This is a genomic window from Flavobacterium hibisci, assembly GCF_020026925.1.
GTDB lineage: Bacteria > Bacteroidota > Bacteroidia > Flavobacteriales > Flavobacteriaceae > Flavobacterium > Flavobacterium hibisci.
In genome coordinates this window covers 1-392 of sequence record NZ_JAIQDW010000063.1, presented here as the reverse complement: position 1 = coordinate 392, position 392 = coordinate 1, and the positions used below count along the sequence as shown (strand labels likewise).

The 392-nt window shown below is 54.6% G+C and carries 1 rRNA gene; it reads left to right on the top strand.

Annotated elements, in window-relative coordinates:
- Window positions 1–392: ribosomal RNA gene (locus tag K8B81_RS20845) — 23S ribosomal RNA — on the top strand; the annotation flags it as partial.

Below are 392 nucleotides of genomic sequence, written 5' to 3'. Positions count from 1 at the left end.
TACCGCCCAAGAGTTCATATCGACGGCGGTGTTTGGCACCTCGATGTCGGCTCATCTCATCCTGGGGCTGTAGTCGGTCCCAAGGGTATGGCTGTTCGCCATTTAAAGAGGTACGTGAGCTGGGTTTAAAACGTCGTGAGACAGTTTGGTCCCTATCTTCCGTGGGCGCTGCAGATTTGAGGAAGCCTGCTCCTAGTACGAGAGGACCGGAGTGGACACACCTCTGGTGTATCGGTTGTCACGCCAGTGGCATTGCCGAGTAGCTAAGTGTGGAAGAGATAACCGCTGAAAGCATCTAAGCGGGAAACTCGTTTCAAGATGAGATCTGCCGGGGCCTTGAGCCCCCTGAAGAGTCGTTCAAGACCAGGACGTTGATAGGCTGGGTGTGGAAG